This window comes from Histidinibacterium lentulum, assembly GCF_003789055.1.
In the GTDB taxonomy this organism is placed as follows: domain Bacteria; phylum Pseudomonadota; class Alphaproteobacteria; order Rhodobacterales; family Rhodobacteraceae; genus Oceanicola; species Oceanicola lentulus.
The window spans coordinates 159,655-172,750 of record NZ_ML119091.1; the positions used below are offsets into that span (position 1 = coordinate 159,655).

At 66.2% G+C, this 13,096-nt stretch carries 12 protein-coding genes and 1 pseudogene; 10 read left to right on the top strand and 3 right to left on the bottom strand.

Features of this window, described 5'->3' with window-relative positions:
- Positions 1–29: 29 nt before the first annotated feature.
- Both EAT49_RS18680 and EAT49_RS18685 read left to right on the top strand, forming a co-directional pair.
- Positions 30–1,037 carry an amidohydrolase family protein gene (locus tag EAT49_RS18680; RefSeq protein ID WP_123643826.1) on the top strand — a complete coding sequence of 336 codons (1,008 nt, stop codon included), beginning with the start codon at positions 30–32 and terminating at the stop codon, positions 1,035–1,037.
- 32 nt (positions 1,038–1,069) lie between these two features.
- A complete protein-coding gene (locus EAT49_RS18685) occupies positions 1,070–2,287 on the top strand; it encodes an acetyl-CoA C-acetyltransferase (RefSeq protein WP_123643827.1) in 1,218 nt (405 codons plus the stop codon).
- A 51-nt stretch (positions 2,288–2,338) separates the two neighbouring features.
- Here EAT49_RS18685 and EAT49_RS18690 read toward each other — a convergent pair whose 3' ends face one another.
- Complete coding sequence (locus EAT49_RS18690) at positions 2,339–4,579, bottom strand: mechanosensitive ion channel domain-containing protein (RefSeq protein WP_123643828.1); 2,241 nt, start codon at positions 4,577–4,579, stop codon at positions 2,339–2,341.
- 190 nt (positions 4,580–4,769) lie between these two features.
- A complete protein-coding gene (locus tag EAT49_RS18695) occupies positions 4,770–5,696 on the bottom strand; it encodes a LysR family transcriptional regulator (protein WP_123643829.1) in 927 nt (308 codons plus the stop codon).
- A 184-nt stretch (positions 5,697–5,880) separates the two neighbouring features.
- Between EAT49_RS18695 and EAT49_RS18700 the strand changes: the two genes are divergently transcribed.
- From EAT49_RS18700 to EAT49_RS18725, 6 genes and pseudogenes are all read left to right on the top strand, one after another.
- A complete protein-coding gene (locus EAT49_RS18700; protein ID WP_123643830.1) occupies positions 5,881–6,696 on the top strand; it encodes an ABC transporter ATP-binding protein in 816 nt (271 codons plus the stop codon).
- Entirely contained in the window at positions 6,689–7,471 is a 783-nt protein-coding gene (locus EAT49_RS18705) for an ABC transporter permease (RefSeq protein WP_123643831.1), read from the top strand. The genes EAT49_RS18700 and EAT49_RS18705 overlap by 8 nt, the downstream gene beginning before the upstream one ends.
- Before the next feature lie 25 nt (positions 7,472–7,496).
- Entirely contained in the window at positions 7,497–8,465 is a 969-nt protein-coding gene (locus tag EAT49_RS18710; RefSeq protein ID WP_123643832.1) for an ABC transporter substrate-binding protein, read from the top strand.
- A 61-nt stretch (positions 8,466–8,526) separates the two neighbouring features.
- Positions 8,527–9,357: a nucleoside phosphorylase gene (locus EAT49_RS18715; protein WP_123643833.1), complete on the top strand. Its 831-nt coding sequence runs from the start codon at positions 8,527–8,529 to the stop codon at positions 9,355–9,357.
- Between the two features lie 12 nt (positions 9,358–9,369).
- A complete protein-coding gene (locus EAT49_RS18720; protein ID WP_123643834.1) occupies positions 9,370–10,332 on the top strand; it encodes a nucleoside hydrolase in 963 nt (320 codons plus the stop codon).
- 927 nt (positions 10,333–11,259) lie between these two features.
- Positions 11,260–11,460 (top strand): annotated as a pseudogene (locus EAT49_RS18725) (IS3 family transposase); the annotation flags it as partial.
- 46 nt (positions 11,461–11,506) lie between these two features.
- Here EAT49_RS18725 and EAT49_RS21325 read toward each other — a convergent pair.
- A complete protein-coding gene (locus EAT49_RS21325) occupies positions 11,507–11,716 on the bottom strand; it encodes a hypothetical protein (RefSeq protein WP_185020841.1) in 210 nt (69 codons plus the stop codon).
- A 73-nt stretch (positions 11,717–11,789) separates the two neighbouring features.
- Between EAT49_RS21325 and EAT49_RS18730 the strand changes: the two genes are divergently transcribed.
- Both EAT49_RS18730 and EAT49_RS21330 read left to right on the top strand, forming a co-directional pair.
- Positions 11,790–12,338: a 3'-5' exonuclease gene (locus tag EAT49_RS18730; RefSeq protein WP_123643835.1), complete on the top strand. Its 549-nt coding sequence runs from the start codon at positions 11,790–11,792 to the stop codon at positions 12,336–12,338.
- A 328-nt stretch (positions 12,339–12,666) separates the two neighbouring features.
- On the top strand, positions 12,667–13,032 hold the full coding sequence (locus EAT49_RS21330) for a hypothetical protein (protein WP_185020840.1): 366 nt from the start codon (positions 12,667–12,669) through the stop codon (positions 13,030–13,032).
- Positions 13,033–13,096 lie beyond the last annotated feature (64 nt).

Sequence of the window (13,096 nt, forward strand, 5' to 3'; positions counted from 1 at the left end):
CATTCAGGCAACGATCCGAGGAGACGACCTTGAGCCGCCCCACCACACTCGACGTTCATTCCCACATCCTCGAGCCGGAGACGGCTGAGGCGCTGGACGAGGCCCTCGACATCCGCGTCACGCTGGAGCCGAAGACCGAGACCTCCGGCGCGCTGACCGTGGGCGACGCGGTCTACGATCCGTTCCCGCGCGGCGGCTGGGACATCGGGCAGCGCCTCGCGGACATGGATCGCTACGGCTTCGACCGGCAGCTTCTGGCGGTCTGTCCGCAGACGGTGATGTACGAGGAGGCGCCCGAGACGGCGCTGACCGCCAGCCGCATCCAGAACGACGCCCTCGCCCGCCGGTGCCGCGCCATGCCGGACCGGTTCGGCGCGCTGGCGACGGTGCCGCTGCAGGCGCCCGACCAGTCCGCCGAGGAGCTGCGGCGCGCGATGACCGAGGGCGGGCTGCTGGGCGCGATGCTCTGCACCAACATCGGGGGGCGCAATCTCGACTGGCCCGAGCTCGACGTCTTCTGGGCGGAGGCGGAGAGGCTGGGGGCGATCCTTCTGCTGCATCCGCCGCCGAAGGTCGCGGGGGCGGACCGGCTGAAGGATTTCTACCTGCGCAATTTCGTGGGCAATCCGCTGGACACGACCATCGCGGCGGCCTGCCTTGTCTTCGGCGGCGTGCTGGAGCGGTTTCCGGGCCTCAAGTTCGTGCTGAGCCATGGCGGCGGTTTCGTGCCCTATCAGCAGGACCGCTGGATCCACGGCTGGGCCGAGAGGCCCGAGGCGAAGGTCCGGCTGAAGGGAGAGCCGGGGCCGTCGCTGGACCGGCTCCGTTTCGATACCATCCTCCATGGGGCCCCGGCGCTCGACTATCTGATCGGGCGCGCGGGGCCGGAGCGGGTGATGCTGGGGACGGACTATCCCTTCGACATGGGCGAATACGACATCCTCGGGGTGATCGACAGGCTGGGTCTTTCCGAGGCCGACCGGGAGACGGTCCTGTCGGGCGCGGCGGAACGGCTGATGCCGAAGGGCGGGAGCTGACGGGCGCCTGCAAGGCCGGGGGAGGGCGGTCCATGGACATGCTCGGGGATGTGGTGATCTGCGAGCCGGTGCGGACCGCCGTGGGGCGGTTCGGCGGCCAGTTCCGGGGGGTTTCGGCCGAGGAGCTGGGCGCCGCGGTGGTGCGCGGGCTGATTGAGCGCAGCGGCCTGCCGCCGGACCGGGTTGAGGACGTGATCTTCGCCCAGTGCTATCCGACGATGGATGCCCCGGCGCTGGGGCGGGTGGTGGCGCTCGATGCCGGGCTGCCGGTCGGGACCTGCGGGATGCAGCTCGACCGGCGCTGCGGCTCGGGGCTGCAGGCTGTGATCAGCGCGGTGATGCAGGTGGCCACGGGGGGTTCGTCGCTGGTGATCGCGGGCGGCGCGGAATCGATGTCGAACGCGCCGTTCTATTCCACGGCGCACCGCTGGGGCGCGACGGGGACGGGCCTGACCTTCGACGACGCGCTTCACCGGGGCAGGGTGCTGGCGGGGGGCAGGCATCATCCCGTCGCGGGCGGGATGCTGGAGACGGCGGAGACCCTGCGGGCGGAGCATGCCATCCCGAGGGAGGCGCAGGATGCGCTGGCGGCCCGGTCGCACATGCGGGCCATCGCCGCGCAGAAAGGCGGCCTTTTCGACGAGGAGATCGTGCCGGTAACCGTTCCCGGCCGGACATCCGCCATAGTCGTGACCGCGGACGAGCATCCCCGGGCCGATGCCACGGAGGAGAAGCTTGCCAGACTGACCCCGATCCGGATCGCCGAAGACCCGGAGGCCACAGTGACGGCGGGCAATGCCTCGGGCCAGAACGACGGGGCGGCGGCCTGTATCGTCACCACCCGCGCCCTGGCCGAGAGCCTCGGCCTCCGGGCCTTTGCCCGGCTGAGGTCCTGGGCCGTGGCGGGCGTGCCGCCGCGCACCATGGGCATCGGGCCGGTTCCGGCGGTGGCGAGGGCGCTGGGCCATGTCGGCCTTGGGCTGCGCGACATCGACCTGATCGAGCTCAACGAGGCCTTCGCCGTGCAGGTTCTGGCCTGCGCGCGGGCATGGGCCCTCGGCGAGGAGGATTTCGAGCGCATCAACGTGAACGGCTCGGGCATCTCGCTGGGGCATCCGCTGGGGGCCACGGGCGGGCGTATCCTCGCCACGCTCCTGCGCGAGATGGATCGCCGTGACGCGCGCTTCGGTCTCGAGACCATGTGCATCGGCGGCGGCCAGGGGATCGCCGCGCTGTTCGAGCGCGCCTGACGTCCGGGCGACAACGTCGCCGACGGAGGGCTGGCCCGGCAGATCGGTTCCTCAGCCGACGCGGAGCTTCTGGGTCGTGCCGTCCTTCCTCTCTCCGAAGTAGATCGTCTGGTGCGGGAACGGGATCTCGATGCCGCGCTCGTCGAAGATGCGCTTGACGATCTCGTTGTAGGCCCGGCCCACGCCCCACTGCTTGCCGGGCAGGGTCTTGATCCGGCCGCGCAGGACGACCTCGCTCGCCCCGAAGCTGTTGAGGCCGAACCACTCGAACTCGCCGATGATGAGCGGGCCCTGGTCGGGGTCGCGGACCAGCTCGTCGAAGGCGTCGGCCATCGCCTGCCGCGCCTCCTGCGTGTCCTCGCGATAGGCGACGCCCATGTCGGCCACGAAATACGAGAAATCCCGGGTGAAGTTGGACACGAGATCGACGGAAGAGAACGGAATGATGTGGAAGACGCCGCTCACGTCCCGGAGCGAGACCGACCGGACCGTCAGCTTCTCCACGACGCCGGTGATGCCGCCGACGGTGATCACGTCGCCCACGTTGATCGCGTTCTCGAACTGGATGAAGACCCCGGTGATGATGTCCTGAACCATCTTCTGTGCGCCGAAACCGATGGCGAGGCCAAGGACACCGGCGGAGGCGAGAAGCGGGCCGATGTTGAGGCCGATCTCGGCAAGGCAGAACATCAGCGTGATGATCAGGATGGCGATGGTCGCTGCATTGCGCAGGAGCGACAGAAGCGTCTCTTCGCGCGCTGTGGGCACGGACCCGAAATCGGGGTTCAGCCGGTAGTCGATCCAGGAGGTCATGACGAGCCAGGTCAGCATGGCCAGAAGCAGGATGAGCACCACGCTGGCCGTGGCCCCGGTGAAGCGCAGCCCGAGCTCGCTGGCGAGCCAGTCGGATACCGGCAGGACGCCGAGGACATCGAGCGCGAGGAAGAAGAACGCCACCACGATGACCAGACGGATCGCGAGCAGCGCGTAGGGCACGAAGCCGTTGAGCCGACGCTCGAGAAGCGGAAGCCGGCTGTTCACATGGTCGGGCAGCGCGACGCCCCGGGCGACCGCCCTCGTGATGAGGGTCGAGAGGACCGAGGCCACGATGAGCGCGAAGAGAACCTGAACCGAGGCGAAGGCGGCGGCATAGACCGCCTGTGCAGGCCGCGTCAGGACGATCAGCAGCATCGCCGCAAGATAGGCGAAGGCGAACCAGTGCCAGTTCCGCGCGAGAGCGTGCAGGCCCTGCGCCCGGCGGCCGTCCCGCCGCGGCGGCTCCGGTGCGGCGCTGTCCCCGTCCGGGATCAGCTCCGGCGGCGTCATCCGCCCGATCATCCAGTCCGAAACGGCTCTCTTCCTGCGCAGCACGAGGACCACGAGATGGACGAGGACGACGAGCAGGATCAGCGCCGAGATCGCGCGGCCCGCCAGAAAGGAGGCGTTGACGTTGATCACGGGCACGACGAGGAGCTGGCCGTATCCGAGCACGCTCACGACGAAGTTCGTGTTGCGGTAGAGGCTGAGAGCGCCTGCGTCCGAGATCGGCACCGGCCGCAGGCCGGAGGCCGCGGGGGCCAGTACGGCGCGGACGACCACCTTCGTCAGTTCCACGACGAGGAACGCGTTCAGATACATGGTCTGGCGTATGCCGATCTGGCCGAATTCGCCGATGGCCAGCAGGGTGACAGCATAGCCGATCGCCCAGGTGGCGAGCACGATCAGGGCATCGAGGAGCACGGAACCCGAGAACAGCAGGACCGTCGGGATGAGGGGCAGGCTGCGCGCGCGTCCTCCCATGCGCCGGAAGACCGGGATCATGATGCTGCGCAGCGTGACGAAGGCGGCCACGGTGATGCCGATGATCAGGAAGAGCTCCCGCAGGGCGTCGAGGATGACATCGACCTCGTCCTGCCCGAGGCTCCGGAATATCTGCCGGGTCTGCATGACGCTCTGCCAGGTGCTGTCCAGCCAGGCCACGACCCCTTCCGCCGCGCCCTGGGTCACGAGCGCGATCCGGCGCCCCAGCGACGGCTCCGGAGTCGCGGGTGTCACCACATCCGCCGAGGACTCCTCTCCTTCGGAAGCGTCCGCGGCACGCGCCGCCTGCTCGAGCTCCGCGATCAGTGCCGCGCGCGCCTCATCGTCCTGCAGGATTTCCAGCAGCCGGGTGGCCGGGCTCTCCGCCGCAGGAGCAGACGCCGCCGGGTCTTCCTGAGCGGCGGCATGGGTTGCCATGAGAACGAGAAGCGAGAGAAGCAGGGCCCGGATGGGCCGGATGATGAGCGGCATCGGATCGTCCCGGTCGTTGGTTCCGGCAGCCCGAGGCGACGGCCACGGGACGGAGCGCCCTGTGCGCAGGACGCAGCAACAGGGAAAGAAGACCCGAAAGGGTTTCTCAGATCGGGCAGGACACTGCAACCCGACCACCGGCCGGACCCCGGCCGCGGCCCCGCAGGCCGTCAAGACGACGGCGTCGCTCTCACCCCGGAGCGGATGAGGGTGATGACCGGGATCCGCAGGCGTCGAGGCGGGTCTTGAGGATATCGATGAAGACCAGCGTGGATACGGGCGGCACCCGGTGTCGCGGGACCATCAGATAGATTCTCGCCGGCGGCATCTGGCCCGTCGCGAGCGGGCGCCACGCGAGGTCGCCTCGCGCAACGTCCCGCTCGACGCCGAGCTGGGTCAGCAGCGCCACCCCGATGCCCGAGCGAACCATCGCCTTCAGCATCCCGGGTCGCTCTGCCCTCGCGACGATCCTTGCCGGGAAGCGTCCGCTGGAAAAGAGCGTGTTGAGGCCGGAATGCTGCAACCATTCAGCCCCCGGAACGACCATCGGGCAGCCCGTGCAATGGGCGAGGGTGACTTCGGGGAGGCGGGCAAGGGGATGGTCGGGCGGCATGATCACGCCGAGAGGCGAGCTGATCGTGTGCAGCACCTCACCCCTCACGTCGTCGTGCTTGTCGAAGGCCACGACGACATCGGCGTCCTTGCTGAAGAGCTCGGAGGTGATCCGCAGGTTGTCCCCGGAGATGACGCTGAATTCCACAAGAGGATATCGGGCATTCAGCTCCCGCACCGCGTTCGGCAGGACGTCTTCCGTGATGCTCTCGGCCGCCGCCACACGGATCGTGCCACGGATGCCGCCGCGCAGGGCGGCGAGCTCCTGTCCCAGCGCCCCGCTCTCGCGACGCCAGCGGCGGACGTAGCCCAGCAGCAGTTCTCCCGCGGCGGTCGGGCGGATGCCGCGCGGGAGCCTCTCGAACAGGGCCACCCCCAGTTCCTCCTCCAGCTTCAGAAGCTGGCGGTTCACGGCAGAGGACGCGACGTTGAGAGACTCCGCCGCCCGGCGGATCGACCCGTCGCGGATCGCCTGGTCGAAGTAGACGAGCGAGGTGCGGATCATGGCGAACCTCCGGGACGGCCGACGGCCGAGTGATGCCGAAATGAGAGCGCAGAGCACGCATTAAACTGCTGGCGAGGGCGCAAGCCAAGTGCTTTCCTCGACTTAGACACCAGAACGGACGCGCACCCAATTACCTGTGCGCGCTCTTGGGCAGCGCTTGGCCCTGCTTGCCACGGAAGACAGGATGAACGCCGGAAGTGCCAGACCGCTCGATCCCGCGCTCGGCAAGGCAGCCGCGCCGCCGGTGATCGAGATCGACGGGGTCTCTGTCCGGTTCGACAGCGCGCAAGGTCCCGTCGATGCGCTGAGTGACATCAATCTTGGCATCGCGGCGGGCAGTTTCACCTCGATCATCGGGCGCAGCGGCTGCGGCAAGTCCACTCTCCTGCGCGCGATCACAGGCCTGATCCGGCCGACCTCGGGCAGCGTGCAGGTGCAGGGCCAGTCCAGCGCGGACTATCAGCGCACGCGGCGGTTCGGTTTCGTCTTCCAGGGCGACAGCCTCTTTCCGTGGAAGACGGCAGCCGGGAATGTCGAGATGCCGATGGAGGTGGTTCAGGGAATGCCGCGCGCGGCCCGGCGCAAGCGTGCGGAAGAGCTGCTGCGGCTGGTGCGGCTCGACGGGTTCGAGGACCACTACCCGGCGCAGCTCTCGGGAGGCATGCGGCAGCGGGTGTCCATCGCGCGGGCGCTCTCCTACGAACCCGAGATCCTGATGATGGACGAACCCTTCGGCGCGCTCGACGAGTTCACCCGTCGCGAAATGCACGACGAGGTCATCCGAATCTGGCGGTCGCGGCCCCTGACCGTTCTCTTCGTCACCCATTCCCTGAGCGAGGCGCTCTACCTGTCGGACCGGATCGTGGTGATGGCGCCGCGTCCGGGACGGGTCAAGGCGGTCATCGAGGTGGAGACCCCGCGCCCGCTGGACCCATCGGCCCGCACATCGGCCGCCTATCTGCGGCAGATGACCGAACTCGAGGCGCTTCTCGATGCGTGACGGGGCCTCTCCACTTGCCCGAGCGGCGGGCGCGGCGCCGGCTCTCGCGCTATTTCTCGCCGTCGCGCTGGCCTGGGAATTCGGCGTGCGCCTCTTCGACGTGCCGGCCTTCCTGCTGCCACCCCCGACCGCGATCCTCGCTGAGATGGCCGGATCGTCGGAGCTGCTGCTGCGCAATCTCGGGGCGACGATGCTGGCGGCGGTGCTGGGCTTTCTGATCGGCACCGGCTTCGCGGTGCTGCTCGCCATTGTCTTCCTCTACTCGCGGGCCGCCGAACGGGCCCTCTTTCCCTGGGCGATTACCATCAAGACCATCCCGGTCATCGCGATCGCGCCGCTGCTGACGATCTGGCTGGGTTACGGCCTCGCGCCCAAGGTCGCCATTGCCGCGATCATCTGCTTCTTTCCCACGCTGGTAAACGCGGTGAAGGGTCTGCGGACCGTCGATGCCCAGGCGCTCGAGTTCATGCAGGTCCTCGGCGCCTCGCGCGCACAGACGTTCCGCCACGCCCGGCTTTATGCCGCGCTGCCCTATGTCTTCGCCGCGGCCAAGATCAGTTCGTCCATGGCGGTGATCGGCGCCATCGTTGCGGAGTTCACCGGGGCCAACACCGGGATCGGGACCCTGATCGTCACCGCCGGCTACCAGATGGACGCGACGATGCTCTTCGCCGCGATCATCACCTCGTCGCTTGCGACCATCGCGCTGTTCTACCTCGTGACCCTCGCGGAGAAGGCCTGCCTCTTCTGGCCCGAGGCACGAATCGACGTCTGACCCTCAGCTCAAAGGAGACTGAACGATGAAGACCCCCACCGCATTTGCCCTCGCCGGCCTGATGTCGGCCGCTGCCCCCGCGGCACTCGCACAGGACCTCGAGGACGTGACACTTCGCCTGCCGTGGCTCCTCAACGTGCAGGCGGCGGGCTATGTCATGGCGCTTGACCAGGGCTACTACGAGGAGGCGGGCCTCGACGTGGAAATCCTGCCGGGCGGACCGAACCTGAACTCCACGGCCCTTGTGGCTTCCGGGGCCAACACGTTCGGAACCAACGACGTGAACGGCATCCTTCTGGGCGCAGCGCAGGGCATGGACCTCGTCATGGTCGCGGCATGCTTCCAGCGCCACCCTGCGGGCGTCATCACGGTGGCCGATGAAGGCATCCGGGAACCTGCCGACCTTGTCGGCAAGACGCTGGCCTACAACGAGGGCGGACCCTGGACGCTGACCCAGGCCATGCTTGCCGCGGCGGGCGTGTCGCTCGACGACATCGACCTCGTGGTGTCGCCCTCGACCGAGCTTCTGATCAACGGGGACGTCGACGCCAAGACCGGCTTCACCGTGAACGAACCCATCGCGGTCGAGTTGGCAGGCATCGAGACCTACATCCTGCTTCCGTCGGACTATGGCGTGAACACGAATGCCGAGGCGATCTTCACGACGCGGGAGTTCCTCGAGGCGAACCCCGAGACGGTGCAGGCCTTCGTCGATGCGACCGTCCGCGGTTATGCCTATGCCTACGAGAACCCCGAGGAGACGGTTGCGACCGTGCTCGAGTTCAACGACCAGCTCGACCCGGTCCAGCAGGCAGAGCAACTGCGCCGTCAGGAAAGCTATGTCTTCACCGATTTCACCCGCGAGAACGGCGCCTGCGCCTTCGACACGGCGGTGGTCGAGGACACGCTGCAGATCCTGCGGGAGTTCACCGGCTACGACGCCGATATCGATCCCGCGACGATCTACTCGGCCGAGTTCGTCCCGACGAAATGACCCCCAGGCCGGCCCTCGTGCGGAGGCCGGCCCACCCTTCCCGATCCGAGGCAAGTCCCGAATGTCCGACCCAGAGCACACCCCGATCCATCCCGGCGGTCTCCAGATGCATCTCAAGATCCGGCCCGGCGACGTGCCGCGCTACGTGCTGACACCCGGCGATCCGGCCCGGGTCACCACGATCGGCGAGGCTTGGGATTCCTACGAGGAGGTCGCCTATCACCGGGAATTCCGCACGATCCGCGGAACGACCGGGGGCGTGGACATCGCCGCCTGCTCTCACGGTGTCGGCGGCCCGTCCACCGACATTGCCGTGGTGGAGCTGTCGAACTGCGGCGCGGATACCTTCATTCGCGTCGGCTCCTGCGCCTCCCTCCAGCCCGAGATGGCGCCGGGCGATCTCATCATCGCCACGGGTGCGCTCCGGCTGACGGGGACCGCCGACGCCTATGTCGACAAGTCCTACCCCGCGGTGGCTGACCACGAGGTGCTGATGGCGCTGATCGAAGCCGCCGAGGAGTTGGGCGAGACCTACCACCTCGGTCTCGCGGCAAGCGTCGACAGCTTCTACGCGGGCGAGGTGAACCCGATGCCCGGCGGTTACTGGCAGTCGCACATGGACACCGTCCTCGAAGACCTGCGCCGGCAGCGCGTGGCCAATTTCGAGATGGAGGCGGCCACGATCTTCACCCTCTGCCAGCTTTTCGGGTTCCGCGGCGGGATGATCTGTTCCGTAGGTGCCAATCGCGCCACGCGACAGCGGGAGGACAGCGCCGATTCTATCCGCCGCTGTTGCGCGGTGGCGAGCCGCGCGGTGGCGATTCTCGCTGGATGGGATGCGCGCAAGGCCGCGGCTGGCAAGGCGCATCTCTATCCCTCGCTCCTCGTCTGAAGAGGGCGCGGGATGCCCCAGAAGGTCCTGTTCGACACCGACCCCGGCGTCGATGACGCCGCCGCGCTGCTGTTCCTGCACCGTGCCGCGGCGCTCGATCTGGTCGGGATCACCACGGTCTTCGGCAATGCCGATATCGCGACCTGCACGCGCAACGCGCTCTTCCTCAAGGCCCTGTTCGGCATCGAGGCGCCCGTGGCCGAGGGCGCAGGCCGCGACCTGCGCGGACGGGCGGGACCGGTGCCCGTCCATGTCCACGGCGAGAACGGCCTCGGCGACGCACCGCTCTCCGGCATCGACCTGCCCCGGAGCGATCCCAGGCCGGCACACCAGCTGATAGCGGAGACCTTGCGCGCCCATCCCGGCGAGGTGCGCGTCATCGCCGTGGGACGCCTGACGAACCTGGCGCTCGCGCTCGACGCCGACCCCGGACTGGTGGAGCTCGCCCGCGACATCGTGCTGATGGGCGGTGCCTTCGCGGGCGGCAACGGCAACGTCACGCCAGCCGCCGAGGCAAACATGATCGGCGATCCCGATGCCGCCGACATCGTCTTCGGAGCGCCTTGGAAGGTCACCGCCGTCGGCCTCGACGTGACTAGGAACATCCTCCTGCCGCGCCGGGTGCTCGCGGATTGGGCGGACAGCGGCGACCCCGGCCTCGAGTTCCTGGCAGCAGCCAAACGGCACTACGTCGCCTACCATGATCGCTTCGGCGTGGATGGCTGTTACGTCCACGACCCGGCGGCCGTGGCCTATGCCCTCGACCCCGGCCTTTTCGAGATCACCGAAGGACCTGTGCGGGTCATCCGCGACGGTATCGCCATGGGTCAAACGATCCAGGCCGACCCGGCCATCCCCTACCCGCCCGGCTCGGCCTGGGAGGGAAGACCAGTCCAGAATGTGGCGCGCCAGGCTAATGCTTCTGCCATCCTCGATCTGTTCGAGGAGACGATCGCGGTGTCGGCGGAGGTTTAGCTTACCCCTAGGCTCCCGGTGTTCTGAGTCTGACGCTTGCTACCGGCCCCCCCGAATTTCGTCGAGTGCGTGGAGCGCGCGGAGCTTTCGGGCGAGAGTGTTCTCGCCCGATTTGCTCCAAGGGAAGGGCGCTGGGCTGGCGTTTTGTTGGATGAGGTCATGGCTACATCGCGGTCGCCGACTCTGGTCTAACGTCCGAGCCGAAAGGGCCGTGAGGTGCATTTCTGCGAACTACGTTTCGAACTTTTTCAGCCTTGATGCGCTAGTTTCCACGGAATGCTGCTGGCAGCATGTCCGTTCATAACCTACTTAGTTATCTGAATCGCAATTTTTTCCGCGAAGCCTTCAACAGTGCCATCCTTCTGCGATCAAGAAGACTTGAGAAACAATTCTGTGCCTGAGCCCACGCGACTAACCCACCAGATTTTCGGACCTCATCTGCAAGCGCAGGCGTTGTCGATTTTGGGACCTTGTCACTGACCCAGGCACCTTCAGCTACGCTATCTACTACAAGATTGATCAAGTCTTGGCGCGCCGCGTCGAGATTTTTGTTAGCGCTTTTGCGTCTTTATGTTTTTTTCTTCTTACCGACGCTCGGACCTCGCGGAAGTAAATCTTCATGCGGCTGGACCCCTTGAGTGCGCATCTTTTTCTCGGAATTCAGCTTCGTCCAGTCTCGTCGAGACGACATGAAAGAACTCTCAACAAAAACCCAGTGAAAGGCCTCTTTGAAACAACTTGGTTCTTGACCTTCTTCGCAGCAGTATCGAAGAAATGGCGTCTAAAACCTTTTCCATCGTCGGGCATCTATCTGGAGTCACATTCGCAAGTCGCGCGCCCTCTGATGCCAAGATCGCCCGAATCTGCCTTCTGGACAAGCATCTTTCTGAACTGGCCCTCGTTTCGACCGGACACTCAGGCATAACCAGGAGGCTTATACGCTGTTGCTCGGACGGGTTTGAGTTCACCTGCTGGAACGATGAGATCGTCCGGGGCGCGTTCATCATCGACGGAGATGATCGGGAGATCATCTCTTGGCGAGCCGTGGTGAACGCTGGCATCAGCGGCTCGGACAGCGGCGACATGATGCTGGAGGCGCTCGAGCGGCGGTTCGGAACATACAAGTCTGCACAGGCGGGTGCGAAAGCCGGTCCTTCGGGGCCGGTTTTCCTTTTCATCCTCGGAACTGTGCAGCAGTGCCCTTCCCGGCGAAAACGAGGTTGCCACTGGCATCGAGGCCAACGCCCCGGCCAAGGGCCTGACGCCGGGCGAAGAAGGTCTTTTCAGCGTCCGAGGGATGCCCCATCTGTTCTGTGAACGCATCGAGCCACGCGATTTGCTCATCATCTCCCAGTCGTGCTCCGTCGAGCCTGCCTTGTGCCATGTCGCCTCCTGCGTCGAGCTAAGGGTGGCAAAACGGACCTGCCCAAGTCAATGTTCGAAGCCTGGAGGCGGGAATGGGTGATCATCGGCGGTTCATATTCATCGATTTCGAGGCGAGCTCGCTGAGTGAAGACAGCTGGCCGATTGAAGTCGGCTTGGCCTCGCTTGCGGGATCTCGGATCAGGACCTGGAGCTCGCTGATCCGGCCCGAGGAAAGCTGGCCGATGGCCGCTTGGTCGGATCGCAGTCAGCAAGTGCACAAGATCTCCCTGGAACAGCTGAATGACGTCCCCTCCGCTGGGGAAGTGGCTCGCCAGCTGATAGAGAGAGCAGGGGACGCGATCCTTATCTCAGATGCCCCCACGTTCGACCAAGCGTGGCTGGATCGCTTGCTCGACGTGCTGCCGGAATGCGAGCGGGCGAGGCTGAAGATCGCTCCCGAGGACGTTCTGCTGAGCGATCCTCGCGTTCATACGGCGGCTTACCTCCGTCATCGCTGGGAGCACCGCGACGGTGCCGCACACCGAGCTGCGGCTGATGCCCGGCGCTTGGCCCAGGCGTTCGAGTATGCGATGGCCGTGGGCCGGAAGAGCAAGAAGGCCGACGGGAGCGGTGGAAAGTGATTCCCCTAACCCGACCGACTACCAGCGCGGTGGCTATGTCATCGAATGCACGCAGACCGATGCCTACGGACGCAGTCTAGGTCAGTAGCCGCGCTTCACCTTTCGTCTGTCAGCGAACCGGCAGATCTTCTCAATGTTGACGAAGGCGTCATCCGGCGCGAGGCACCAGCTGCCAGAGACTACTTCTGCAATCTGTCCGACTGGGCCTCGTCGGCGAATGCTAACGTTACGGCAGCAATACGCATGAGCCTCCAAGCGTCAAGTTGCTGCCGATTTCGCGGCCAGATTCGTCGATACCACCGTTCAGGAGGCTTGGTGGGAGACGATCATGAAAGCTCTGGCACTTGCGGCGGCTTTCGCCGTGATGTCGACAACTCAGGTTGCCGCACAATCGATCCTGGGGCCGAACAAGTGCGCCATCATCATCGGTGCACGTCAGGATCTCGGAGCGGCCCAGGCGCTCGTCTCCGCGCATGGCTCATTGCCCTTCGACGGGATCTACCGGACGCGCAACGGGTGGCTCGCCGTCGTCCAGGATGTCGTCCCGGCTTCACAGGGGGCCGCCCGGGTGGGAGGGCGTGTATCAGCACTGCGGCAAGCAGCACCTGCACCGCTACGCTGCCGAGTTCGACGTAACCGCCCGATTGAAGCCGCCTGCCTGATTGCGGGGTTCCGAGCTAAGACACGTGCATAACGACGTCGTTAGCGACGTGTCTTATCGGAAGGTGCCATGCTGGGCGAGGTTTTGGGTGTCGAAC